The sequence below is a fragment of the Oceanicola sp. 22II-s10i genome (assembly GCF_002210105.1).
Taxonomy (GTDB): domain Bacteria; phylum Pseudomonadota; class Alphaproteobacteria; order Rhodobacterales; family Rhodobacteraceae; genus Pseudooceanicola.
In genome coordinates this window covers 21,326-46,177 of the sequence record NZ_AQQU01000017.1, presented here as the reverse complement: position 1 = coordinate 46,177, position 24,852 = coordinate 21,326, and the positions used below count along the sequence as shown (strand labels likewise).

The window sequence follows — 24,852 nt, the reverse complement described above, 5'->3', positions numbered from 1 at the left end:
CAGGTGGGACATTTCTACTTTGCAGACCGGGTGACATTTCTACTTGGTTGCAACACGATATGCAGCCGCAAAGCTAGAGTGTCGCCCCTGAACAGAAGCGGAAGCGGCCTGTGCCCTGCCCGGCTGCGCTTGCGACAGCACCCGGAGTGACACGTCCACTCTGCAGAACCGGCGATATTTCTACTCGATTGCAACAGGAATCGTCATCCGGGCAAGTTCCATCCCGAAATACATAAACGGATAAAATAACCATGTAATTCAATATGATATGATGAAGCGCCCTTCCGTGGGTCGGACGCTGAACGAGCGTCGCGAGATAGCTCATGTGCTCTGGGCGAAGCTGCAAAAGGCCAAGCATCGCCCGATGCTTGGCCTTTACCGCCCACCGGACACCCCATCGGGTGCCCGGCGACCGTCATTCCGCCGGTTCGGGCACCATCTCCGCCGGGTCCGTATAGCCCGCCTCGCCCTCGAAGGGGCCGTCCACCACGCGCTGCAGGCTGTAATCGGTCAGCAGCTTCTCGCGGTGCCATTCCTCGGCCATCGGGACATGGGCGAATTCGTGGAAGCACGGCGTGCCCAGCGTCCAGTGCAGCAGCTTGGCCTGGCGGTTCTCGCCGAATTCGTCCGGCAGCCAGTTCCACACCTTCGGCAACTCGCCGATCTCGTCGTCCCTGAGCCAGGTGAACCGGTGCAGCTGCGCGCCGGTGCTGTTCATGACGAACTCGGGCGTGACACCGGCGTTCGACGGGTGGCCGCAGTTCCACAGCACGACGCTCGACCAGTTCTTGCGGGGATAGTTCTGGTTCTGCGCCCCGAGGTACTTCACCTCGCGCTTGGTCTTGTAGTCGTGGTGCACGCACATCACGGCCTTGGAGTCGTCGCACAGGGCGAACAGCTTGGCGACATCGTCGCGCAGCAGCATGTCCCCGTCCACGAACAGCGCCCAGCCCTTGTAGCCCATCAGGTGCGGCACGAGGAACCGGCTGTAGATGAACTGGTTCGAGCCGTCGGTATGGGTTTCGGCATAGGCGCCGAGGTTCTTCAGCGCGAGCGGCGAGATCGCGAGCGGCTGCGTCGCGTGCCGGATGAGACTGTTGGCGCAGACGTGATAGGCAATGGCCTCGCGCGGGTCGTATCCTATGAAAACGTTCAGCATGAAGGGCTCCCTGCAAATGATGCGGGAAGGTTCGCAGAGTCTGCGCTGCAACACGTTGATCTGAATCAAGCCGACAGGGCCGGCCGGATATGCGCATATCGACCTAGAGCCGGGCGCGGCCGTGCGTGAAGGTGGCGAGACAGACGGCCGGAATTTCGGCAGGAAGCGAGACGGGGAATGATCCATACCGGACAGGCCGTGACGGGACCGAAGGCCAGACTCAGCCGCAGGGGAGTCCTTGGCCTGATGGCCGGCGCCGCGTTTGCCGCGCCAGGCCTGCTCAGGGCCCGCGGGCCGCTCTTCGCCGAGGATTTCGGCACCAACCACCGGCCGGGCCTGACCGACATGTCCGCGACGCTCCAGCGCGGTCTGGACGCGCTGGCGGGCAGTGGCGAGGCGCTGCACCTGCGGCCGGGCGTGGATTATGCCCTCGGTGCCATGCTGAAACTGCCCGAGGGGACCGGCCTCGAGGGCAACGGGGCGACGCTGCTGCCGCGGATGTACACCACCGACATCACCGCCGACCGCGCCGCCGCAGGGGCGCTGATGATCGACGCCAGCGGCGGCCCAGACCCGGCCCGCCCGGCCGAGGGCCTGGTGCTGCGGAATTTCCGGGTGCGCTCGGACCTCGCGGATGGACAGGTCTGCGACGGGATCCGGGTCTTCAACAGCGCGCGTCCGCTGATCGAGGGCATCGATTTCGAGGGCCGCCTGTTCATCATGATCCGCACCGGCACCCTGAAGGGCGGGACGATCCGCCATGTGACGGCCAGAAACAGTCACTATTCAAGTGATTTCGGCGGGTCCATCACCCGCAAGAACGCGCAGATCACCGTGCTCGACGTGGACGAGATGAGGCGGAAGGGCATTTCGTCCGAAGGCCTGTCCATCCACGCGATCTCGGGCAGGGATCTCTACCAGAGCGGCGCGGCGCTGTCCGCCGTGGGGGTGTACCAGTCGGATGTGGTGAATTCCCGCGGTGTCGGCCACCGGATCACGGATATCTCGGGCTACAACCTGGGCGAGGTCGTCGATCATTTCGGCACGCGGGCCACAGGGGGGAATTTCCGGGGCGAACAGGTCGTCACCACGCTGAAGCTCGTTCACGGGGCTCAATTCAACACGTTTGAGGGTATTTGGGGGCGTGATGAGTTCTTTCAGACCCTCATCTTCGCGGGAACCGTCTCTGGAGAAACCTCGCACAACGTTGTCAGTGACGTGACCAGCCGCGGGCTCGACCCGGACGGGCGGTCCAGTGCGAGTTACGGGACAGCCTGCGTCCGGTTCGAAGGCAGCCGGGGGGGCTGTCGTGACAATCGGGTACTTGGGCTGCTCGCCGAACCGGGCCAGGCCAAGAACATCGTGATTGCCGCGGGCGAAGGCCTTGCCGATAATCTCGTCGAGGGAATTTCGCGTCTCCGTGACGCGCGGCTCACGAATTACGGCAATGTTCATGCGGGATGCCGCGTGTTCGAGACGGTTTCGACCGACCTGGAGGTGTTCAGGTCGGCAGATGCCGGGCCGATCCCTGAAGGCGTGGAGACGCCGGTGCGTTTCGACGCGGTGCAGAAGGACACGAAGTCAGAGTTCGATATCCGGAGCGGCGCCTGGGTTTGCAGCGTACCGGGACGCTATCTGGTCGAGACGGGAGTCGGGCTTGGCCCCGGGGTGAAGCATGTGCTGCGGATCGTGCTCTCGTCACCGGGCCGCCCTGCCCGAAAGCCGGTGGAATGGACCGCGGAGGGTCAAGACTCTCTAAGGCAGGTTATTGATGTCCGGGACGGGGACCGGCTGCATGTGGCGATCGTTCCCGACAGATCGGTGCGAATAGAGGGCGGGCAGACCACCTATCTGCGCATCTGGCGGGGGAGCTGATCGTTGCGGACATGGCCCGCCGCGCATCCCGGCGCGCGGCGGCCTCAGTCTGACCCGAAAAGATCGCGGGTGAAGACCCGGTCGGTCACCTCGCGGAGCTCGTCGGTCAGGCGATTGGCGATGATCACGTCCGCCTCGGCCTTCAGCCGGTCCAGATCGTGTGTCACTTCAGAGCCGAAATAGGGCTCTTTCGCCATGCCCGGCTCGTAGATCAGGATCCGCACGCCCTTGGCGTTGATCCGTTTCATGATCCCCTGCACGGAACTCTGGCGGAAATTGTCGGACCCGGCCTTCATCACCAGCCGGTAGATCCCCACCGTCTTCGGCCGCCGGGCGAGGACCTGTTCGGCGATGAAATCCTTGCGGGTGGAATTGGCGTCCACGATCGCCCGGATCAGGTTCTGCGGCACGGCGGAATAATTCGCCAGCAGCTGCTTGGTGTCCTTGGGCAGGCAGTAGCCGCCGTAGCCGAACGACGGGTTGTTGTAATGCGCGCCGATCCGCGGATCGAGCCCGATGCCCTCGATGATCTGGCGGCTGTCCATGCCATGCGCCAGCGCGTAGCTGTCCAGTTCGTTGAAGAAGGCAACCCGCATGGCAAGGTAGGTGTTGGCGAAGAGCTTGATCGCCTCGGCCTCGTCCGGCCCGGTGAACAGCACCGGCACATCCGGATCGAGCGCGCCCTCCTGCAGCAGCGCGGCAAAGCGCCGGGCGGGCTCGGTGTCGGATCCGACCACGATGCGCGAGGGGTGGAGGTTGTCGTAAAGCGCCCGGCCCTCGCGCAGGAACTCGGGGCTGAACAGGATCCGGTCGGTGCCGAGCCGTTCGGAAAGCTCCCGCGTGAACCCGACCGGGACCGTCGACTTGATCACGATCCGGGCGTTCCCCGGAGCGGCCAGCACCTGGGAGACCACCTGTTCGACCGAGGAGGTGTCAAAGAAATTGCTCCGCGGGTCGTAGTTGGTCGGGGTCGCCACGATGACGAAATCGGCCTCGCTCACCACGGAGGGATCCGTGGTGGCGGTCAGGTCGAGCGGCCTGTCGGCGAGGTAGGCCTCGATCTCCGGGTCGGCGATCGGGCTCCGGCGGGCATTGAGCGCCGCGACCCGCTCCGGGTTCACGTCGAGCGCGACGACACGGTTGCGCTGCGCAAGCAGCACCGCGTTCGACAGACCGACATAGCCGATCCCGGCGACGACGATGTTCAGTGCGGACACGGGCTCTCCTCTGGCCGGCGGGCGGCCATCATGTCTTGGACGGTTGCTTCGGTGCCGCGGCCGCCGCCTTCTTCTTTTCGGGCCCCGCCGCCTCGGCCGTTTTCGCTTCGGCCGCTTTCGCCTCGGCCCATTTCTCTGCAAAGCCGCTCATCGCGCTCAGCTTTTCGGAACGGACATCGTTGGGGATCAGGGTCAGGAAGCGTTCCACCATCTGCGAGATGACGATGTCCGGCTTTTCCTCCTCGATCAGGCGGAAGTCGAAATGCGGCTGCCAGAGCACGACGAGGCGCGAGAACCCCTGGGCGATGAAATCCGACACGGATCCGACGCCGCCGAAGGAATCGGCAAAGAACATGCCGCGCGGCAGCGACTTGTCCGCGCCCTCGAACACCAGGATGCTGCCGGTGTTGCTGATCTTGGTGCTGAAGACGACCTTGGCCTGACGCGACTTGACCCGCTTGAGGATCACCTCGGATTCCTGCGGCGGGGTCAGCTTGCGGCCGAGATCGCCGTAATGGCTCTGAGAGATGAGCTCTATGTCCATCGCCGAGAGCGGTCCGACCTCCACCCCCTGTTGGCGGCAGGCATCCAGCAGCATTTTGGCCTGGCGCTGGCCGCCGAGATCGTTCCAGTGGGTGTCGGTCTTGGAATAGGTCTCGGCGCCGCGGAACTTCTCGGGTCGATAGATCAGGTCGATGCCGGCGGATTGCAGCTGGCGCACCGGGCGGTTGTCGCTCAGGCGGATACCATCGGGCAGGTGGTCCTTGAACACCGCCTCCTTGTTGGGGGCGACGGCGAAGATGTAGCGGGATCCGATGGATTCGAGCCAGGCCCGGCGCAGCATCAGGGTGATGCGCCACGCCTCGACATCCTCGGGGGCGAGCGGCCTCTGCCCCGTCATCTGGTCGATGACGTGGTTGCTGTCATTGGTCAGGAAGAGCCAGTCATTCTTGCCCTTCAGCACCATGTGCGCCTTGCCCGGTTCAAGCGTCTCTGGTTTTGCCATCGTCGTCGTCCTCTTGTTCGTGCCCTGGATACCCTAGGTCCGGCCCAGAAGCTTGGAAAGCCGCCCGCCGCGGCCGGGGCCCGTGCCGCCCGCCGGCATCCGCGTGCCGCCCGATGCCAGGCTGCGGACCGGGCGGCATTGCAGGCCCGCCGGGGCGCTGATCTGCGAGACCGCACCACAGCGTCCGTCCGCGGTCAGGATCAGCAGCCTTGCGTGGCCCTCGGCCGGCAGCGCGATGCGGAACCCGGCCTGTTCGCCGTTCCGCGCCTCGGGATGGGCGGCCTGCACGTCGGGGCGGGACACGATGTCGTGCCGGAGTGCATGGACCCGGTCGCCGACCAGGGTGATGAGCGCGGCCGGTGGCGAGACGCTGCGGCGATCGAGGCACCATCCCTCCAGGCTTTGCCCGCCGTCGCGGGTCGTGATCCGTTCCAGCGATCCGAAGAACAGGGCGGGTTCCATCGTGTAACGGGTTTCCGGGGCGCTGGAAAACACCAGCGTGTCCCCGTCGATCCTGACCTGCTCGCCATGCACGGGCCCGGAGCCGCGGAACGGCGTCTGGCCCTCGGCCAGACCCGGTGCGGCCGCCCCGGACAGGGCCGGGGACCCGGCGGGGAAGCCGGGTGTCTCGAGGGGACGGACCCCGGCCGGGCTGTCGCCGGTCAGGTACCAGGGGCGGAAGTCGATATCCCGCGCCACGGCGCTGTTGCCCTGCGCCGCGTCGCGGAGGCGGCGCAGCAGGTAATCGGTGTCCTGCGCGACGGTCTGCGGCACGAACATGCGATCGAGATGCGCGGCGACCAGCCGGTCGAGGTCGCGGCCGTGGTCGGGCCGCGCGTCGGCCGGGGCCAGCGCGATCCGCTCCTGCAACCAGCCGCCACCGTCGTAGATCGCCTGTCCGCGCGCGATCACCGGCACCCCGAGCACCATGGATTCGAAGCCGACCGAACTGTTGATCGTGATCGTGTAGCGCGCGCGCGCCATGGCATGGACGGACAGCGCCGCGGCCGCGCTGCGCGGCAGGATCACCGCCTCGGGCCAGTGCGTCGCCGCATGGTCGAGCGCCTCGACCTCGCGCCGCAGGTTGTAATGGCGGCTGGTGGCGCCCGGATGCCCCTTGATCACGGCGGTATAGCCCATGTCCGACACCATCCGCATCGTGTCGTCCAGAAACGCCAGCGGGCTGTCGAAGCCGGAATGCATCAGCGTGTTCAGGTCGTCGGCAAGCTGAAGCGGAATGTAGACATAGGGCCGGTCGGGCAGCAGCCCGGCCGCGGCGGGCTGGTAGGTCAGCGGGATATCCAGCAGCGAGGGGGTGCGGGTCTCGTCGCCCGGCTGCCGTTCGCACCAGGCCAGCCAGGATTGCGCGGCAACCGGCGGATCGGTGTCCGCGTCCCCGGCCTCGAGCCGGTGCCGGACCTGCGCGCGGATCGCGGCATTGCCGTTGGTGCCGTCGGTGTCGAAATAGAATGTCGCGGGAAACGGCGCCCGCGTCGGGCCGAGCTCGCCATGCAGCACCCCGATGCCCTCGGCCGCGGCAAAGCTGCGCACGGCGCCGTTCTCTGACCACAGCAGGATGACGTCGATCGGCGCCTCGGCATGCAGCCGCTCCAGGATCGCGCGGTAGAACGCCGTGATCCTGCCGTCGCCGCGCACCAGCTTGAGCCATTGCGCGATCGTGTCGTCGTCCCAGCGACGGAAGTTGCGGGTGATCCCTTCGGATTCCGCGTCGGTCGGCGTGCAGACATGCGGCGCATAGACGGCGTTCTCGGCCCGGATCTGTGCGGCTGCCTCGGTGTTGCAGAACATGCGCAGGTCGATCTTTCCGGCCTCGGCCAGCCGGTGCAGGACCGGCCCGATCATCCGCGTCGGATGCACGTGTTCGGTGTAGGTGTTGCGGATCGGGCAGGGCTCGACCCAGTAGAGCACGTTCAATGCCCGGCGCTTCCAGGACGGTCTGTCCTCAGTCATTGCCGGTCCCCAGGAAGGTCGCTTCCCAGCGTCCCATCTCCACCGGCAGTCCGCAGAGGTCGACGATGGCCCGTGCGGCCTCGCTCCGGGTGGCCGCGTCGGGCAGGTCGGCGCGCAGCGCCGCGGCCCAGTCCTCGGGCGTGCGGCACTTGAACAGCAGCGGGCTGTCGAAGCGGTCGATGTCGGGGATCGGGGTGGCCGCGACCGGGATGCCCAGCACGGCGGCCTCGAAGAACTTCAGCCCGCTCTTGCACTGGGTGAAGCGGTTCCACAGCAGCGGGCCCAGCACCATGCGGCAGCGTATGAGGAGCTCCGGCATGGCATGGAACGGGCGCACCCTTTCCCGCACCACCCGGTCGGCGAAGGGCGCCAGCGCGGACGGCAGGCCGACCGGACCGACCAGCAGAAGCCGCGCGGCGGGCCGTTCGCGCAGGTAGTCCGCGATCTCGCCCGCGATCATCTCCAGATCCGCATTGTGCGAGGCGGTGCCCGAGAAATAGCCCAGTTCGAACACCGGATCCTGCCGTTGCCCGGCAGCACCATGCAGGCGGGCAATGTCCAGATAGATCGGGTCGAGCGCGTTGTGGATGACGGTGGTGGCGCCACCCAGATGCTCCTCGGCCTGCTGCGCCAGCGGCACGGTCGAGACCGAGCGCCGGGGGACCATCGTGCCGATCTCGGCATTCGAGGCGAGCGAGCGTGCGACATTGGCCAGCGGCTCGCCGCGGTCGAGCACGGCCGGCGTCTCGGCGGCGGCGGCGACGTTGAAGACCAGGTCGTCGTAATCGGCGATCAGCCGCTGCCGGTCCCGGTTGCGCAGCACGTAGCGCAGCATCGTCTCGGTGGTGTTCGGGCGGTGGAAGACGATGGTCCCCGCGGTCTCGAACGGCTCGGGATCGCGTTCGAAGACCTGCTGGGCCAGCAAGGCGACCCGGCGGCCGCGGCGGCGCAGGAACTCGGCGGGATTGAAGGCGCGGTAGCGTACGGAGGGATCGTAATAGGGGCGATCCACCCGTCCGGTGTTGGATACGAAAACGATGTCGAAACTCACGTTTCTACCTTATTTTTCAGTAACGAAACACATGGGCGCGGCGCCCTGGCGCGGGCGTCTGGGGGGGCGAATATCCGAATAGTCCATCGCATGAACATCTTCCCGAGGCAAGCGAGACAAAAGCTGTTCCCAAGTCTTGGCCTCGGGGATGGCGTGATGCTAAATCTTCCGCGTAACAATGCGGCAGGACGGAATGACAGCGAGAGGAACCGGGCTCAAGAGCGGCTTTGCCCGTCTGGCGGACCGCATGGCCCAGGCGATGCCGGTCGCGGGCCCCGAGGGGATCGTCATCGGTCCCTCGCATGTGGTGCGCTGGCGCCATGCGCATCGTCACGGCATTCTGCCGGGCCTGTTCACCACCACCCATTTCGTCGGCGAGGGCGGATTGCCGGTCTGGCACCGCGGCAGTCTCGACGCGGTCCTGCAACGGCACCGCCCCGGCCTGCCGATCTTCTTCATCCTGCCGGATTTCCGGTTCGGCAATTCCATCCGGGCGCAGGCGGCGGTGTCCTGCGGCCGGTTCTACGCCGGGCATTCGCTGATCCGGCACGAGCTGATCACGCCGGGCAACGATGCGCTGATGTACCGCCACCATGTCGAGAACCTGATGACATGGCGGGCGATGTTCGGAACCGACCTGCGGCTGTTCGACTGGACCTCGCTCGCCACCGCCGTGGTCCATCTGGAAGAGCAGCGCTATCTGGAACAGGGGCAATACGCCAATCCCCATTACCTTCAGTGGCGCGACGTGGATTGCGCCCGCACCGGGGCGGTGCCGCACCAGATGCAGAATCTTCAGCCGCAGCTGCCGCGCCTGCGGCGGCTGTTCACGGACCGCAGCCTGCACCCCTCGCCCCTGGGCTTTCTGCTGCTGCATCACATCGCCGCCGGAAATTCCTTCGCCAACGGGCTGAAACGCGCGGAGGACGATGTCTCGGACTGGATCGCGACATTGGCGGATCTGGTCGAGGGCGCCATCGGCAAGGCCGCGCCGGTGCGGGTGACCGGGACCTCGGTCTGGATGGACTGGGTCGGCCGGGTGCTGAGCCAGGATCACCTCGACCGGCTCGCCGCGGCGGGGCTCAGGCTGGAGCCCGGCGGCAAGCCGGGCGCAGGCGACGTGATCGTGACCGACGAGATCGGCGTCACCTCGGGTCTGAAGCGGGCCTCCGCGGTGATCCGCTGGGGCGCTTTCGCCCGGACCGTCACCGCCGACCGGCACAAGGCGAACCGGCACCTTGCCGTCGAGGGACTGGAGCCGCAGGCCGAAATCGAGCGGTTCCAGCGCGGCGAGGGGGACTGGCTGTCGCGCATGTTCGCCCTCCGGCGGGAGGAGGCGCTCGTCGATGCGGGGGGGGATCTCGCGCCGACCTACATGGGCTTCGGCACCGCCCTGCTGGCGATCGCGCTCGAGATGCGGCTGCTGGCCTCGGCGGCGGCCTGAGAACCGGAGCTCAGAGGCGCCCCAGGATGGCGGCCACCCAGAGCGCGAGATCGCTGAGCCTGCCCTGCCGGTAGACGCCGAGATCGCTGAGCCCGCGCAGCCGACGCGCCAGCGGCGCATCGAGGGCCGCGGCGAAATGTTCGAGCATGGCGCGGCGCTCGGGCCGGAACCGGTGGGCCGAGATGCGCAGCACCTGGATGTTGCGCCGGTTCCAGTCGCGGTAGGTGCCGTCGAGGATCATGCCGATCCGGCGCAGCTTGGCCCGCATCCCGTCGTTGGCGCCGACCTCGTTGGCATCGTGCTGGCGGTAGAACAGCGCGGGCCGGTCGTCATGCGCGATCCATCCGCCGCAGCCGGTGACGATCTGGTAGATCCACCAGTCGTGCGCCACCGGGAAACTGCCCGCCATGGTCGTTTCCTGCGCGGCGGCGCAGATCAGCTGGCCGCCCGCGGGATTGAGCAGGATGGTGTTGCCCGCGACGATGTTCTGAACCAGCGCATTCGAAAACCCCGGCTGGCGCGGGCGCGCGACCGACAGGCGGCGGTTCCCGAGCTGCGCGTCGGTGATCCAGGTCCGGCTGCAATGCAGCGCCGGGGTCTCTGCCGTGCCGGTCAGCAGGGTTTCCAGCCCGTTGCTGATCCGTTCCGGCAGCCAGACATCGTCCTGGTCGGAAAAGGCCAGCCAGGTTTCGTCCGTCATATACTGCGCCGCCGCGGCGGTCAGATGCATGAAGTTGCGCGCCGACCCGGCCTGCGGCCCTGCGATCCGGCGCACCGTGTGACCCCGCGGGGCCATCCGCGCGGCAAAGGCGTCGATGATCCGGTCGGATCCGTCCTTGGCCCCGTCGACCGAGACCAGCAGGCTCCAGTTCGGATGGCGCTGCGTGGACAGGCTCTCCAGCTGATCCTCCAGCGTGGCCGCGCCTTCGTGCACGGCCATCAGGATCATCACATGCACCGCCGCGTCTGCGGATGTCCGGTCCGGAGCGGCGGAGCGGTCCGCCGCGGCGCCGAATGGGGTGAGATGCGTATTCAACGAGGCTCCGCGGCTCGGTTTCTGGCTGGAGATCGGCCAAGTCTGTCAGCACCCTATCCGCACCGTGGCCCCGGCTCAATGGCGCGCGGCACGGCCGGACCGGGCCGGGTCAGCCGTCCTGTGCGAGACGGTAAAGGTAAAGACCGTATTCGTTCTTGGCGTAGCGCCCCGCACGTTCCAGCAGGGCGGCGCGGTCGATCCAGCCCGCCGCATAGGCGATCTCGTCGGGGCTGCCGGTCTGCATGCCCTGCCGCCGCTCCAGCGTGCGCACGAAATTGCCCGCGTCGAGCAGGCTGGCATGGGTCCCGGTGTCGAGCCAGGCATAGCCGCGCCCCATCCGCTGGACCTTGAGCAGGCCATCGGTGAGATACATCTCGAGCAGCGAGGTGATTTCCAGCTCGCCGCGCGGCGAGGGCTTGACCTGCCGCGCCCGTTCCGGGGCGGAGGCATCGAGGAAGTAGAGCCCGGTGACCGCGTAGTTCGAGGGCGGCACCTCGGGCTTCTCGATGATCGAGGCGGCGTTGCCCGCGTCGTCGAAGGCCACCACGCCGTAACGTTCGGGATCGGCCACGTGATAGCCGAAGACGGTGCCGCCTTCCGGTTCCGCATCGGCGGCGGCCAGCAGCGCCGGCAGCCCGTGGCCGAAGAAGATGTTGTCGCCCAGCACCATCGCCGAGGGCGCGCCGTCGAGGAAATCCTCGGCCAGGATATAGGCCTGCGCCAGCCCGTCGGGCGAGGGCTGCTCGATATAGGTCAGCCGGATCCCCCACTGGCTGCCGTTGCCGAGCGTACGCTCGAACTGGGCGCGGTCCTGCGGGGTGGTGATCATCGCGATCTCGCGGATCCCCGCCAGCATCAGCACGCTGAGCGGGTAGTAGATCATCGGCTTGTCGTAGACCGGCAGCAGCTGCTTCGACACGCCGAGCGTGATCGGGTAGAGCCGGGTGCCGGAGCCACCGGCCAGGATGATGCCCTTGCGCGCGCTCATGCCGCGTCTCCCTCGTAGGTGAAGGGGCTGTTCCAGTCCGCGAAGCGCGGCGCCGCCTCGTCCTTGCCCGACAGCACCACCGGCGCGTCCGGATCGAGGCCCCAGTCGATGCCGAGGTCGGGATCGTTCCACAGCACCCCGCCGTCGCAGTCGGGCGCGTAGATGTCCGAGCACTTGTAGAGCAGTTCGACATCCGGGCTCAGGGTGGCGAAGCCGTGCAGGAACCCCTTGGGGATCAGCAGCTGGTGGCCGTTCTCTGCCGAGAGCTCCGCGCCGACCCACTTGCCGTAATGCGGCGAGCCCTTCCGGGCATCCACCGCCACGTCCATCACCCGGCCGCGCGCCACCCGCACCAGCTTGTCCTGCGCATGCGGCGGCGATTGGTAGTGAAGCCCGCGCACGGTGCCGGGCATGGCGCTCATCGAGTGGTTGTCCTGCACGAAGTCGATGTCGATGCCCCGGGCCTTCAGGGCCTCGCGGTTCCAGCTTTCCATGAACCAGCCCCGGTCGTCGCCGAAGCGTTTCGGCGCGAGGAGCAGCACACCCGGAAGCGCGGTTTCGGTGATGTTCATGCGATTGTCCCTTTTTGATCTGTCGGGCCCTGAGGGGTCAGGTCGTGGCGGGCGGTGCAGCCTTCAGCTCGGCCAGAACCGCGTCGAGGCTTGTCCGCCAGTCCGGCCGCGCGATGCCGAAACGGTCCTGCAACGTGGTGCAGTCCATCCGGGAATTGGCCGGCCGGTGCGACGGCGGCGTCTTCTGCATCGCCGCGAACTCCGCGGTGGTGATCTCCTCCACCTGCGTGGTCATCCCGGCGCGGGCGAAGATCTCGCGCGCGAACCCGGCCCAGTGGGTGTCGGGCGCGCCGGAGAAATGGAAGGTGCCGCCCTCGGTCCCCCCGGCCATCGCGCGGGCCATCACCAGCAGGGCCGCGGCGATGTCGGCGGCGGCGGTCGGACCGCCGGTCTGGTCGGCCACCACGGTCAGGCTGTCGCGGGTCGCGCCGACCCGCAGCATGGTCTTCACGAAATTCCCGCCATGGGCCGAGAACACCCAGGAGGTGCGCAGGATCGCGTGGGGTCCGCCCGCGGCGCGCACGCCTTCCTCGCCCGCCAGCTTGGTGCGGCCGTAGGCCCCCAGCGGGCCGGTCGCATCGTCCGGCTTCCAGGGGGCGGTGCCGGTGCCGTCGAAGACGTAATCGGTCGAGACATGCAGGAAGGGCACCCCCTGCCCGCCCTTCGCGGCGGCGCAGATCCGCGCCATCTCGGCGGGCGCGAGGGCGTTGACCGCGTGGGCGGTCTCTTCCTCGGTCTCGGCGGCGTCGACGGCGGTCCAGGCGGTGGCGTTGATGACGGCGTCGGCGCCGTCGACCAGCGGCGTCAGCGCGGGGGCGATCTGCGCCGGGTCCGACAGGTCGGCGGCGGCCCGGTCGATCAGGGTCAGGGTCACGCCGGCGGCCGGGGCCTGCCGGGCGAGTTCGGTGGCGACCTGTCCGGTCCGGCCGAAGACGACGAAATGCATCAGGACGCTCCGGTCTCTTCCGGTTCGGCCACGGCGGAGGGCGCGGTGCCGAGCCGCTGGCCCACCCCTTCGCGCGCCTGGAGCGGACGCCACCAGTCTTCGTTGTCGAGATACCAGCGCACGGTCTTTTCCAGGCCCTCTTCCAGGGTGACCGAGGGGCGCCAGCCCAGTTCCTCGCGGATCCGGGTGGGGTCGATCGCGTAGCGCGCGTCGTGGCCCGGGCGGTCGGTGACATGGGTGATCAGCTCGGCATAGGGCTCCGCCGCAGGCTTCAGCCGGTCGAGGATGGCGCAGAGCATGTGCACGAGGTCGATGTTGCGCGCCTCGTTCTCGCCGCCGATGTTGTAGGAGCGCCCGATCTCGCCCTTTTCCAGCACCGTCAGCAGCGCGTCGGCGTGATCCTCGACGTAGAGCCAGTCGCGCACGTTCTCGCCCTTGCCGTAGATCGGCAGCGGCTTGCCCGACAGCGCGTTCAGGATCACCACCGGGATCAGCTTTTCCGGGAAGTGGAACGGCCCGTAATTGTTCGAGCAGTTCGTCATCACGATCGGCAGGCCGTAGGTCTCGTGCCAGGCCCGCACCAGGTGGTCGCTGGCCGCCTTCGAGGCCGAATAGGGCGAGTTCGGCGCATAGGGCGTCTCTTCGGTGAACTTGCCGGTCTCGCCCAGGGTGCCGAAGACCTCGTCGGTCGAGATGTGATGGAAGCGGAAGCCCTCGGGCCGTCCCTCGGCCATCCAGTAGGCGCGGGCGGCCTCCAGCAGGTGGTAGGTGCCGTTCACGTTGGTCTCGATGAAGGCGCCGGGGCCGTCGATCGAGCGGTCCACGTGGCTTTCGGCGGCGAGGTGCATGATCGCGTCGGGCCGGTGCCGGGCCAGGATCGCGTCCAGCGCCTCGCGGTCGCGGATGTCGGCATGTTCGAAGGCATAGGCCGGGCTGTTGCCGACCGAGGCCACGTTTTCCAGGCAGGCGGCGTAGGTCAGCGCGTCGAGATTGACGATCTCGTGCCCGGCGGCAATTGCCTGGCGCACCACGGCCGATCCGATAAATCCGGCGCCGCCGGTAACTAGAATCTTCATACGTAAATCCTCTCGCCTTCCTCTAAGCTGGCTTATCAGAGGCTTGCAAGGGAAGAGGGGAAAAATCTGCGCCGCCGGGGAATCCCGCCGGTCTAGCTGCTTGCAATATAGGAAATCGATCCCAGCAGGCTGCACGATCCGGTGGGCAGATCGTCCCAGAGCATGTCCGCGCCGTTGGTCGCGAAAAGCGTCATGTTGATGCCGCTCAGCCGGCCCATGGGGGCGCCCGATCCGGGGAAGGTGATGCCGGAGTGGCGGATGTCGGCGCTGTAGCAGGGGCTACCGGAAAAGGGAAAGCTCTCGATCCTGGCGTTGCCCGCCCCGCCGGTGCCCTTGGCGGTGATCGTGATCTCGAACGTGGCCAGCACGAAGCGGCCGATCTTCACGTAGCTGCCCGAGGCGCTGTAGCTCGCGCCGGACGGGGCGGTCCCCGAGGCGCCGAAACCGGGGCTCCAGCTGCCTTCGGCATAACAGTCGAGCGTGTTCGCCTCGGCCACCGGGGCGGGCGTGGCGGGAAACCGCAGCCCGGCGCCCGGCCGCATCGCGCCGGTGGCCGCATCGATCCGCAGCCCCTCGGTCCAGGCGCTGCCGTCGGCGCTGACCTTGACCGAGAAATCGTCGCCGCCGGCCAGTCCGAACTCGGCCCGGCCCGACCAGCCGGTCTGGAACACGACCGACGCGGTGTCGCCGGGGGCGGCCTTGTTCACCGTCAGCCGGTGGTCGCCGCCGTCGTGGCTGAACAGCGATCCCGCCGCCGCAACCGCCAGCCGGGTGGCGCTGTCGGCGGTGGCGTTCAGGCCCAGCAGGTCGGCCTGTTCGGCATTCGGCACCGGCGCGAAGACGCTGCCGGTCCAGACCCGCAGCCCGCCGCCGCCCGCAGGGGCGGCCAGCCAGCCGGGATGCGGCGCGACAAAGCTCCATGCCGCGCCCCGGAACACCGCCAGCATGCCGCCCTGCCCCGCCCAGGCCCCGGTCGGCGCGGCGCCGAGCGCGTGGATCTCGCCCTGCGCGGGGGCGCCGGGGGGCTCGGCCGCGTCGAACCCCGTCACGGCAAGCTGGACGATGGTGTCGAGCCGGGCCAGCGCCTCGTTGTGGGTGACGTGTTTCTGGGCCTGCGACGGCTGGATGAGAGGCAGGGAGAGCCGGGCGGTGCTGTCGGACATGGGATCCTCGCGTTCAGACGCGGCGCATCCTGTCCGAGGGCCGTTAACCGCCGGTGCGGAGAGCGACCGTTGCGCGCCCGCGCCGGCCCTCCGGCGCCTCCGGTTCGGGGGCTCGGCATAGTTTCGCCGCAACGCAGCACGGATCTCCAGATTGCGATTTGTCATGAATCGCTTATCAAAGTAGCATTTGATGCGTGCTGCGGCAGCGGTCGGGACTTGAGGTTGACGTCCACCCCCGTTTGGCCGATGTCCGTGGCAGGTCCCTGAATTATAAAAACGGTTGATTTGAAATGAATATCGCTTCCGACCTGACACGGCTGACAGAGGCGGCGACAGCCGCCGCGCAGCGGGTTCTCCAGATCGAGTCCGACGCGATCCGGGCGCTTGCCGCTGCCATACCAGAGGATTTCAGCCGGGTGATCGACGTGATCCTCGCCTCGCGCGGACGGGTGATTCTGTCCGGCATCGGCAAATCCGGCCATATCGCGCGCAAGATCTCCTCGACCCTCGCCTCGACCGGGACGCCGTCGTTCTTCGTCCATGCCGCCGAGGCCAGCCACGGCGACCTGGGCATGGTGACCGCCGACGACGTCTGTATCCTGATCTCGAATTCCGGCGAGACCTCGGAACTGGGCGACATCATCGCCCATACCCGGCGTTTCGCGATCCCGATGGCCGCGATCAGCAGCCGTCCCGACAGCACCCTGATGCGCGCGGCCGATTACCGGCTGCCGCTGCCCCCCGCGCCCGAGGCCTGCCTGATCGGCATGGCGCCGACCACCTCGACCGTGCTGACCATGGCGCTCGGCGACGCGCTGGCGGTGGCGCTGATGGAGCAGCGCGGCTTCGTGCGCGAACAGTTCCGCACCCTGCATCCCGGCGGCAAGCTGGGGGCGCAGCTGGCCACCGTCGGCCAGCTGATGCACGGCGCGGGCGAGATCCCGATCGTCAGCCCCGACACTTCGATGGGCGACACGCTGCTGTCGATGACCACCCGCGGCTTCGGCATCGCCTGCGTGGTCGAGGACGGCCGCCTCATGGGGGTGATCTCGGACGGCGACCTGCGGCGCGCGATGGACGGGCTGATGGACAAGACCGCGGGCCAGGTCGCCACGCGCACCCCCAAGGTGGTGCCGCCCGAGATGCTGGCCGCCGAGGCGATGCGGGTGATGAACCAGGGCAAGGTGACCACGCTGGTGGTGACCGACGCACAGGAGGCCCCCGTCGGCATCCTGCGGATCCACGACTGTCTGCGCGCCGGAGTCGCATGAACACCACCATACTGATCCCGGCACGCTACGCTTCGAGCCGCTTTCCCGGGAAACCCCTCGCCACCCTCACCGGGGCCGATGGCACCAAGACCCTCGTGCAGCGCAGCTGGGAGGCCGCCTGCGCGGTCTCGGGCGTCGACGCGGTTTATGTCGCCACCGACGACGACCGGATCCGCGACGCGGCCCGGGACTTCGGCGCCGAGGTGATCATGACCGCGCCCGAATGCGAGAACGGCACCGTGCGCTGCGCCGACGCGCTGGAGCGCGCGGGGCTGGAAAGCGATCTGATCGTCAACCTCCAGGGCGACGCGCCGCTGACGCCCGCGTGGTTCGTCGAGGATCTGATCGCCGCGATGAAGGCCGACCCCGCCGCCGAGGTCGCGACCCCGGTGGTGCGCTGCGACGCCCAGACCTACGGCCATTTCACCGAGGACCGGCAGGCGGGCCGGGTCGGCGGCACCACGGCGGTCTTCGATGCCGAGGGCTTCGCGCTCTACTTCTCGAAAGAGGTCATTCCCTACATCGACCCGGCCAAGCGCGGGGCGAACTTCGGCCGGGTGTTCCACCATGTCGGGCTCTACGCCTACCGGCCCGAGGCGCTCAGGGCCTATACCGGCTGGACTCCGGGCCCGCTCGAGGGCCTCGAGGGGCTGGAACAGCTCCGCTTCCTGGAAAACGGCCGCAAGGTCCGCTGCGTCGAGGTCGACGCGAAGGGCCGGGTGTTCTGGGAACTCAACAACCCCGAAGACGTGGCTCGCATAGAAAGCATCCTGACCGCATGACCGACCAGTCCAATCCGTCCCGCATCGTCGAAATCGGCGATATCCGCATCGGCGGCAGCGAGCCCTACGCCCTGATCTCGGGCCCCTGCCAGCTGGAAAGCCTCGACCACGCCCGGATGATGGCCGAGAAGATCGCCGAGGCCTGCGCGCCTTCGGGCACGAAGTTCATCTTCAAGTCGAGCTACGACAAGGCCAACCGGTCGTCGATCACCACCCAGCGGGGGCTGGGGATGGAGAAGGGGCTGGAGATCCTCGCGCGCATCCGCGAGGAATTCGGCTGCCCGGTGCTGACCGACGTGCACACCGCCGAGCAATGCGCCCCCGCGGCGCAGGCGGTGGACGTGCTGCAGATCCCCGCCTTCCTGTGCCGCCAGACCGACCTGCTGCTGGCGGCGGGCGAGACGGGCGCGGCGATCAACGTCAAGAAGGGCCAGTTCCTGGCGCCCTGGGACATGGGCAACGTGGCCGACAAGATCGCCTCGACCGGGAACGAGAAGATCATGCTCTGCGACCGCGGCACGTCGTTCGGCTACAACACGCTGGTGACCGATTTCCGCGGTCTGCCGGTGATGGCGCGGACCGGGTGGCCGGTGGTGTTCGACGCCACCCATTCGGTGCAGCAGCCCGGCGGACAGGGCACCACCAGCGGCGGCCAGCGGGAATTTGCCCCGGTGCTGGCGCGGGCGGCCTGCGCGGTCGGCGTCTCGGCGGTTTTCATCGAGACCCACGAGGATCCCGACAACGCCCCGAGCGACGGCCCGAACATGATTCCTGTCGCGGAAATGGGCGCTCTGATCAGCCGTTTGCGGCAATTTGACGATCTCGCCAAGATAGGGGGGTGACCCCGTCCGGAGAATTTGATTTCTCTGGCCCTGATCAGACATCGAGAGAACATTTTATCCTGCCGGAGACCGCCGCGTGTCGTCCGGAGACGCAGAGTTGAAATCATTGCTGATCGTGCCGGGGACCGGCGCGCGGAAGAAAGTTAAGGAGCCCGATGCATGGCTGACGGACTGGACGAGCAGCGCCTGCCGGATGATTTCGATCCGGAGTGGTATCGCAGGACTTATCCTGACGTGGCGGCCACCGGTCAGGATCCGATGCAGCATTACCTGAGGATCGGCCGGATCATCGGCCGCGCGCCGAACGCCGCCGCACTGAAGGCGAAACAGGAGAACCGCGTCGTTTCCCCGTCGACCGATCTGCTCGACACCGTTCTTTCGGCCGCCGCCGCACCGGCGATCGGGCATCCGCCCTCTGCCGAGGACAGCCCCCTGATCCCGGCTCCCGGCGGCTTTGTCCGGCCCGTGCCGGGGCCCGCGCCGACCGCGGCGCTCCCCCTGTCCGAAGGCGAGACGACGCCGCTGCTGCGGGCCATCACCTCCTCGGACGCCAAGGCGCTGTGCGGGCCGCTCAGGCTCTACGCCGCCCTGGTCGGCGCCGATCCGGCCGTGCTGCTCGACCGGACCGAGCCGCGGATTCAGGCGGGCGCGCTCGATCCGCTGGAGCCCGACGCCCTGCCCGCCTGCGCGACCCCGGCCCTGCGCACCGGACCCTCGGCGCTGGAGGACATATGGCTGGCGGATTCCGGCAGGCTGCGGATCCGGCTGGGAGATATCGAGGCGGACCGTGGCGAGGGGCTGTGCCTGAGCGCCTTTCAGGCCCCGGCTTCGGCCGCGGACCGGCCGGTGCAGGTGGACCGGCAAACGCTGGTGGCCCAGGGCGTGGCCTGGATCGACATCGAACTGCGCGATCCGCTGATGCCGGTTCTGCTGGAGCTGTCGGACCGCACCGGGGCGACGCTCGGCCTTGCGCTGTTGCCCTTCCCCTCGCTGGTGCGCGGCGGCCTGCATTATCCCGAGCTTGCCGGGCGGCTGACGGGCCGGGACGGCCTCATGCGCGGGTTCTGGGCGGTGTCGGACAGCTATCTGCGCGCGCGGTTCTCGGCCCCGCCCGCCCTGACCGACCTGCGGATCGACACGGCGGGCGCCATCGGGTCCGAACCGGCCTTCGATCCCGCCGTGCAGGCCTGGATCGAAAGGATCTTCGGCCTGAGGCTCGGCGCGCTCGGGGACACGGCCCGGCCGCAGAATCCCCGGCTGGCCGCCCAGCTCGGGGCGCGGCCGGACGACGAGGCGGGCGCCACGGAGGGAACCTGCCTGATCCTGCCGGGCGATGCCGTGCCCACCATCGCGGCGCTGCTGTCCCCCACGCTGTCGGTCGCGCCCGGAGCGCGGGCCGCGGGCGCCTTCCTCGTGGGCGACGCGGACACCCGGCGTCCGCGCTGGTCGGTCTCGCTGCCGCTGGCCGCCCTGCCCGTCCTGCCCGATCTGCAGCCGCAGACCGGGATCGCGCCGGCGCCGCTGCTGGTCGGACCCCGGACAGGACCCCGGACGGCTGCCGCGGCGGATCCGGTCGCGGCCCTGAAGCCGCTGCACCTGTCGATCGCCTGGCGGCCCGGCGGCACCGCTTCGATGCCGGAGATGGCGATGCCCGTCGCACCTGATGCGCCGACGCCGATCCTGCCGCTTTCCGACGCGCCCGCCCCCGGCGGCCTGACGCTGGCGCTGACCGCCAGCGACCCCGAGGAGACCGGCCGGTTCCTCGAGATGCTGGTCCGGCAAACCGGCCACGACCGGATCGACGTCATCGCCGGTTTCGACGATGACGCGCCGGCCACGGGCGACATGACGGCGTTCGAGCGGCGCGATGCGCTGCGCGCGGCGATCGCCGGTGCGGTGCGGGGCCGGATCGAGGTGCTGCGCGAGGGCCGCTGGCCGGATGTGAAACGGATCGCCGACTTCGCGGGCGGGGGCATCGTGCTGTTCGCGGGGGACGATATCCGGCTGCCGGACACGCGGACCTTCGCCACGCTGTCCGCGCTGCTCGGGGCCGACGGCACGATCGGATCCGCGGCCTGCGCGGTGCTGCGCGAATCCCAGAAGGGCAAGAAGACGATGCTGAGCATGGCGACCGGGGGGCTGTTTCCCTCGCATGTGTCGCTGATGACCGCGCCGCAGCTGATCTTTGCCGAACCCGACTGCCTGCCGGTGCTGCCGAACGCCACCTATCCGGTCGCGGCCAATGCCCTGCGCTTTGCGCTGGTGCGGCATGCGGCGCTGGTCGCCGCGCTGCCGCTGATGCAGGAAACCGCCGGCCCGAGCGCCGACATCGCCCTGGGCCTGGGGCTGGGGGCGGCGGGATATCACAGCCTGTGCTGCTCGGCGGTGCGGGTCGGAACGGAGCTGCCGGAAGGGCTGGCGCGGGACGAGATGGACCCGGTCGGACTGTCCGCCGTCCTGCCGCAGGCATGGGACCGGACGCTGGCCTCCGTCACGCTGCTGCGGCAGATCCTGTAGCGCGGGGGTCGGGCATGAAGATCGCGATATTCATCCCGAACGAGCAGTGGAGCGGTTCCGCCGGGGTCCGTATCCGCTATGACCGGATCCGCCCGCTGCTGGCCGCCGCCGGGCACGAGATGGAGCTTTTCGCCATCGACGCGGTGCGCGACGGCAAGGGGCTGGATGCCGACATCTGCCTGCTGTCGAAATGCAACGACGCGCGCGCGATCGCGCTGGCCGCCCGCCTGCAGGCCAGCGGCAAGCGGGTCGGGGTCGACATCTTCGACGATTACTTCAGCCAGACCGAGGACCCGCGCTTTGTCCACCTGCGGGTCTGGTTCCGGTCGCTGCTGCCGCATCTCGACTTCATCCTCTGCGCCACCGAGGCGATGCGCGGCCTGATGCACGATCTCGCGCCGGGCCTGCCCTGCCACGTGCTGAACGATCCGCACGGCGGCTACGATCCCGCCCTTCTGGCCGAACGGCTCGAGGCCAATGCCGCCCGCGCCCGCGCGACCCGGACTCTCGAGATCGGGTGGTTCGGGACCGGCGACAACCCGCATTTCAGCGTGGGTCTGCAGGATCTCGCCGCGATGAGCGGCGCGCTGGCCGGATTGCGCGGCGGCGGCTACCGGCCGCGGCTGTCGATCCTGACCAACAAGCGGGCGATGACCGTGGACCGGCTGGAGCTGCTGTCGCGGCTGCCCGTCCCCTATCGCCTGGAGGAATGGACCGAAGAACGCGAGACCGCGCTGATTTCGCGCAGCCTGGTCTGCTTCCTGCCGGTCAACGCCCAGAACTTCAGCGTGGTCAAGTCGCTCAACCGCGGGATCACCACGCTCACCAAGGGCGCGCAGGTCCTGTCGGCGGGATACCGGCTCTACGATCCGCTGGAGGAATTCGTCTATCGCGACGCCGCGGAAATCGTCGGCGATCTCGACCGCAACCGGCTGCGGCTGCGCAAGGACACCCTGTCCTCGTTCTCGCGGCTGATGCGCGATCTGGGGGATCCGGCGGGCGAGGCCGTGCGGCTGGCCGATTTCCTGTCCGCGCTGCCTGTCCGGGCGGTCCCGGGCGCGGCCCCGGTTCTGGCGGTGATCCACGGTGTGGCCAGCACCGGCGACATCCACAAGACGGTGCAGAAGCTGGACTGCCTGTCCGTGCCCTGCCCGGTCAACCGCGTCCGGCTGAATTTCGACGTCGATCCCGCCTTCGATCCGCGCGGCGGCCATGTCGATGTGGCGCTGTCGGAGCGCGCGATGGCGGCACTGGCGCCGCGCTGGCGCGACCGGGTCCGGCCGGGTCAGGACAAGGTCGCGGGCCGGCTCCGCCTGGATGCGGCCGATCTGCCGCAGCTCCGTCCCGTGCGGCCGCAGCTGCGGCGGTTCCGCCATCTTCTGGCGCTGGAGCGCTACCACGAGGATCTCGCGCTGGTCGGGGCCCTGCTGGACCTTCTGTTCGACGATGTCCGGGTCTTCCTGTCGGAACGCAATTCCCCCTATCTGACGCGGCTGCCGCACCCGGCCGGCCGCGTGCCCGAACGGATGGCCGCCGAATGACCGCACCCCGCCCCGTCATGGACCCGACCGCCGGACGCAGCGTCGTCTTCCTGATCAATCTGGTGCAGGACGTGAACATCGTGCGCGGGATCGCCTATCTGGCGGCGCGCGAGACCGATGCGCGCATCCGGTTCTTCGTGTCGCAGCGGTTCTTCGGCCGCGACGCCCAGGGCATCTGGCGGGATCAGATCGCGGCGATGGCGCAGGATCTCGGGGCGGACATCCATACCTACGGCGAGGCGGCCGAAGCCTTCGCCGCCCTGCAGGGCGGGGCCGGCATGATCTTTGCCGCCAGCGAGTCGAGCCTTTCGGCGCACAGCGACACCACCGATGTCTTCCGCGTCGCGCCCTCGTCCTACCTGACGGTGACGCTGCAGCACGGGTTCGAATGCGTGGGCTTCCTGCAGAACCGCGAACACGTGATCGCGCACGGGCGCAACATCACCTGGGGTGCGGACATCGTGTGCAGCTGGTCCGGCCGGGCCGAACTGACCACCTCGACCGCGGCCTCGCAGCGCTCGAAGCTCTATGTCACGGGGCCCTCGACCCTGTTGCAGCGCCCGACTCCCGGCGACGCGCACCCGCCCGTCGACGGCGGCATGATCTGCGAGAACCTGCATTCGGTCCGCCTGCGCGCCTCGGGCAACCACGGCGCCTCGTTCATGGAGATCTTCTCGGATTTCTGCGCCGACCTGGCCCGCCGCGACCGCCGGGTCACCCTGCGGCCGCATCCGGGCGGACAATACGTGCTGAAGAACAACGTGGCGCTGCCCGACAACGTCACGCTGAACAACCTGCCGATCTACAACGTCGATCTGGGCCGCTACCACTACGGCGTCTCGGCGCCCTCCACCATCGTCACCGACATGGTGCTGGCGGGCATCCCGACGGCGGTCTGGACCGATCCCGGCGGTGTGATGGATGCGGGCAATTACGGCGCGCTGACCCAGATCAGCACGCTCGAGGACTGGATCGCCTTCGAACGCGACGCCGAACTGCGCCCCGACATGATCCTCGCCCGGCAGAAACGCTATCTGGACGGGCTGGGGCTGGTGACCGACCGCGACGAGATCTACCGCCGCTTCGCCAGGCTGCTCATCAACGGGCTGGGCGCCGCGCCGCTGCCCGAGGTCTGGACCGAGGACAGCGCGCCGGTGCCGCCCGCGGCGACCCCCCCGTCGGTCCCGGCAACCGTTCCGGCGGTTGCGGCCCGCGCGCCCCGGCGGCGGCATATCCTGTTCGTGTCGAACGGGATGATACCGACGTTGCAGCTGTCGTTTCTCAAGCCGCTCTCGCCGCTGTTTTCGAATGGCACCTTCACCCACGAGATCCTCACCGAAACCGACATCATCGACCGGTTCGGGACCGAACGGCGCAGCGGCAGTGCCGGGGACTGGTTCGAGGCCCGCCTGCGCGAGGCGAAGCCGGACCTGATCGTCTGCTCGCGCTACAGCGGGCCGCATCCCGACCGGATCCTGAAGGTGGCGCGGGAGACCGGGGCGCCGGTGATCTACCATGTGGACGACGACCTGCTGAACATCCCGCCCGAGATCGGCGAGAAGAAGTATCGCATCCACAGCGATCCGAAGCGGACCGGCACGGTGGCCGAACTGCTCGGGAGCGCCGACCTGGTCTATTGCTCGACCCCGGCGCTGAAACAGCGCTTCCGCACGCTCGGGTTCACCGGGCCGATGGTGGCGGGGCGGATCTACTGCGCCTCGCGCCTGCTGCGGGAACCTTCCGAGGGCCCGACCCGGCGCATCGGCTACATGGGCTTCGACCACGCGCATGATTTCGAGATCGCCCTGCCCGCCCTGGTGTCCTACATGCACAGGCACCCGGAGGTGAACTTCGAGCTGTTCGGCTCGATCCCGATGCCGGACACGCTGGCGGCGTTTGGCGCGCGGGTGACGGTGGTGGAGCCGGTGCGCGACTATGCCGAGTTCCTGCTCAAGCTGGCCGAGCGGGCCTGGGACATCGGGATCGCCCCGCTGGTCCGCAGCCCGTTCAACGCGGTCAAGGCGAACACGAAATGGGTGGAATACACCTCGGCCGGGATGGCCACGATCGCCAGCCGCGGCCTCGTCTACGACGATTGCGCGGGCGGCGGCCGCGGGCTTCTGGTCGGGGACGAGGGCTGGGAGGCGGCGCTCGACCTGCTGACCGACCGGCCCGACCTGCGCCGCCGGATCGCCGGGGCGGCCCAGACCCATGTCCTGCTCGGATATTCCGACGCCGCGCTGCGCGCGCAGATCCTGTCGGTGTTCGACCACGCCGACGCCCTGAAGCGCAGCGGTGACGCCGGTGCCGCGCCGCCGGACCTGTCCGGGCTGCGGCGGGCGCTGACGCCGGAGGCGCTGCGCGATCACCTGATGCCATCCTGATGCCGGAGGCC

19 protein-coding genes are annotated in these 24,852 nt (G+C 68.6%); 8 read left to right on the top strand and 11 right to left on the bottom strand.

Translation table 11 applies throughout. From position 1 onward, the window contains the following. Positions 1 to 415: 415 nt before the first annotated feature. Complete coding sequence (locus tag ATO6_RS22905; RefSeq protein WP_088626307.1) at positions 416 to 1,159, bottom strand: glycosyltransferase; 744 nt, start codon at positions 1,157 to 1,159, stop codon at positions 416 to 418. Positions 1,160 to 1,336: 177 nt separating this feature from the next. Here ATO6_RS22905 and ATO6_RS22900 point away from each other — a divergent pair, with 177 nt between their 5' ends. Beyond that, positions 1,337 to 3,034: a hypothetical protein gene (locus tag ATO6_RS22900; RefSeq protein ID WP_141102062.1), complete on the top strand. Its 1,698-nt coding sequence runs from the start codon at positions 1,337 to 1,339 to the stop codon at positions 3,032 to 3,034. A gap of 44 nt (positions 3,035 to 3,078) precedes the next feature. On the opposite strand, the gene ATO6_RS22895 is transcribed toward ATO6_RS22900, so the two are convergent. Genes ATO6_RS22895 through ATO6_RS22880 form a run of 4 tightly spaced genes read right to left on the bottom strand, consistent with a single transcriptional unit; the run spans position 3,079 to position 8,279 of the window. Next, positions 3,079 to 4,242, bottom strand: a complete 1,164-nt coding sequence (locus ATO6_RS22895; RefSeq protein WP_088626308.1) for a nucleotide sugar dehydrogenase — start codon at positions 4,240 to 4,242, stop codon at positions 3,079 to 3,081. 37 nt (positions 4,243 to 4,279) lie between these two features. After that, positions 4,280 to 5,257, bottom strand: a complete 978-nt coding sequence (locus tag ATO6_RS22890) for a hypothetical protein (RefSeq protein ID WP_088626305.1) — start codon at positions 5,255 to 5,257, stop codon at positions 4,280 to 4,282. A 33-nt stretch (positions 5,258 to 5,290) separates the two neighbouring features. Then, complete coding sequence (locus ATO6_RS22885; protein WP_088626304.1) at positions 5,291 to 7,228, bottom strand: hypothetical protein; 1,938 nt, start codon at positions 7,226 to 7,228, stop codon at positions 5,291 to 5,293. After that, positions 7,221 to 8,279 carry a glycosyltransferase gene (locus ATO6_RS22880; protein WP_088626303.1) on the bottom strand — a complete coding sequence of 353 codons (1,059 nt, stop codon included), beginning with the start codon at positions 8,277 to 8,279 and terminating at the stop codon, positions 7,221 to 7,223. Before ATO6_RS22880 ends, ATO6_RS22885 begins: the two co-directional genes overlap by 8 nt. A 193-nt stretch (positions 8,280 to 8,472) precedes the next feature. Between ATO6_RS22880 and ATO6_RS22875 the strand changes: the two genes are divergently transcribed. Next, positions 8,473 to 9,723: a hypothetical protein gene (locus ATO6_RS22875; protein ID WP_141102061.1), complete on the top strand. Its 1,251-nt coding sequence runs from the start codon at positions 8,473 to 8,475 to the stop codon at positions 9,721 to 9,723. Between the two features lie 10 nt (positions 9,724 to 9,733). Here ATO6_RS22875 and ATO6_RS22870 read toward each other — a convergent pair whose 3' ends face one another. From ATO6_RS22870 to ATO6_RS22845, 6 genes are all read right to left on the bottom strand, one after another. Further along, positions 9,734 to 10,759: a glycosyltransferase gene (locus ATO6_RS22870; protein ID WP_254919249.1), complete on the bottom strand. Its 1,026-nt coding sequence runs from the start codon at positions 10,757 to 10,759 to the stop codon at positions 9,734 to 9,736. 109 nt (positions 10,760 to 10,868) lie between these two features. Beyond that, positions 10,869 to 11,747, bottom strand: coding sequence for a glucose-1-phosphate thymidylyltransferase RfbA (gene rfbA, locus ATO6_RS22865; RefSeq protein WP_088626300.1), 879 nt, complete (start codon positions 11,745 to 11,747; stop codon positions 10,869 to 10,871). After that, positions 11,744 to 12,319 (bottom strand): dTDP-4-dehydrorhamnose 3,5-epimerase, encoded by a 576-nt coding sequence (gene rfbC, locus ATO6_RS22860; protein WP_088626299.1) that lies wholly within the window; start codon positions 12,317 to 12,319, stop codon positions 11,744 to 11,746. Before rfbC ends, rfbA begins: the two co-directional genes overlap by 4 nt. Positions 12,320 to 12,356: 37 nt before the next feature. Further along, on the bottom strand, positions 12,357 to 13,265 hold the full coding sequence (rfbD, locus tag ATO6_RS22855; protein WP_088626298.1) for a dTDP-4-dehydrorhamnose reductase: 909 nt from the start codon (positions 13,263 to 13,265) through the stop codon (positions 12,357 to 12,359). Then, complete coding sequence (gene rfbB / locus ATO6_RS22850; protein WP_088626297.1) at positions 13,265 to 14,341, bottom strand: dTDP-glucose 4,6-dehydratase; 1,077 nt, start codon at positions 14,339 to 14,341, stop codon at positions 13,265 to 13,267. The genes rfbD and rfbB overlap by 1 nt, the downstream gene beginning before the upstream one ends. Before the next feature lie 92 nt (positions 14,342 to 14,433). Continuing rightward, positions 14,434 to 15,504, bottom strand: a complete 1,071-nt coding sequence (locus tag ATO6_RS22845) for a DUF2793 domain-containing protein (protein WP_176441068.1) — start codon at positions 15,502 to 15,504, stop codon at positions 14,434 to 14,436. A gap of 290 nt (positions 15,505 to 15,794) precedes the next feature. Here ATO6_RS22845 and ATO6_RS22840 point away from each other — a divergent pair, with 290 nt between their 5' ends. From ATO6_RS22840 to ATO6_RS22815, 6 genes are all read left to right on the top strand, one after another. Continuing rightward, a complete protein-coding gene (locus ATO6_RS22840; RefSeq protein WP_088626295.1) occupies positions 15,795 to 16,775 on the top strand; it encodes an SIS domain-containing protein in 981 nt (326 codons plus the stop codon). After that, entirely contained in the window at positions 16,772 to 17,557 is a 786-nt protein-coding gene (gene kdsB / locus ATO6_RS22835) for a 3-deoxy-manno-octulosonate cytidylyltransferase (RefSeq protein ID WP_088626294.1), read from the top strand. The genes ATO6_RS22840 and kdsB overlap by 4 nt, the downstream gene beginning before the upstream one ends. Then, the gene (gene kdsA / locus ATO6_RS22830; protein WP_088626293.1) at positions 17,554 to 18,399 is read left to right on the top strand and encodes a 3-deoxy-8-phosphooctulonate synthase; all 846 of its coding nucleotides are present in this window, start codon (positions 17,554 to 17,556) and stop codon (positions 18,397 to 18,399) included. The genes kdsB and kdsA overlap by 4 nt, the downstream gene beginning before the upstream one ends. A 159-nt stretch (positions 18,400 to 18,558) precedes the next feature. Next, positions 18,559 to 20,916, top strand: a complete 2,358-nt coding sequence (locus ATO6_RS22825) for a hypothetical protein (protein ID WP_088626292.1) — start codon at positions 18,559 to 18,561, stop codon at positions 20,914 to 20,916. Positions 20,917 to 20,930: 14 nt separating this feature from the next. Continuing rightward, complete coding sequence (locus ATO6_RS22820; protein ID WP_088626291.1) at positions 20,931 to 22,457, top strand: hypothetical protein; 1,527 nt, start codon at positions 20,931 to 20,933, stop codon at positions 22,455 to 22,457. Beyond that, a complete protein-coding gene (locus tag ATO6_RS22815) occupies positions 22,454 to 24,841 on the top strand; it encodes a hypothetical protein (RefSeq protein ID WP_088626290.1) in 2,388 nt (795 codons plus the stop codon). Before ATO6_RS22820 ends, ATO6_RS22815 begins: the two co-directional genes overlap by 4 nt. Positions 24,842 to 24,852 lie beyond the last annotated feature (11 nt).